This window comes from Prevotella rectalis (assembly GCF_900607215.1).
Classification (GTDB): domain Bacteria; phylum Bacteroidota; class Bacteroidia; order Bacteroidales; family Bacteroidaceae; genus Prevotella; species Prevotella brunnea.
On record NZ_LR027820.1, the window covers coordinates 910926 to 911551 of the forward strand.

The window sequence follows — 626 nt, forward strand, 5'->3', positions numbered from 1 at the left end:
CTTTCCTCCCACTATTTAGCCGTCTATATCGACGCCACCTTTATTTCCACCCGTAGGGACAGACAGGTGTCCAAGGAGGCCTACTATACCATTCTGGGGGTATTGGAAGACGGCAGCAGGGAGGTGCTCACGGTTGTCAATCATCCCACAGAAGGGGCTCTGTGCTGGAAAGACGAGCTTGAGGCCTTGAAGCAAAGAGGCGTCGAACAGATAGACTTAGTCGTTTCCGATGCATTGCAAGGAATAGAGAATGCCGTCTGTGCAGCCTTTCCAGGTGCCGCACACCAGTTCTGCGTGGCACACGTCAAGCGACAGATACTCAGCGGCGCATCACATAAAGACAAACCAGTAATGGCGCAGCAGCTCAGTGAGGTGTTCCAATTGGAGAACAACGAGATGAATTCCTTGCAGGGATACGAACAATTCATTACCTTTGTCGAGAAATGGGAAAGGAAATATCCTGCACTAAGAAAGTACAAGACCGAACGCAACTGTGCCTACTTCACGTATATGGACTTCCCGGCCCAAGTGCAGAGGTGCATATATACGACCAACTGGATTGAAAGGCTCAACAGGAAGTACAGGAGAACCATCCAAATGAGAACATCCATGCCATCAGAGAAGTC

1 protein-coding gene is annotated in these 626 nt (G+C 49.8%); it reads left to right on the plus strand.

What is annotated here, in order from left to right; all coding sequences use genetic code 11:
• The coding region (locus tag E0E16_RS15080; protein ID WP_181951329.1) for an IS256 family transposase at positions 1-626 on the plus strand (626 nt) is incomplete at both ends.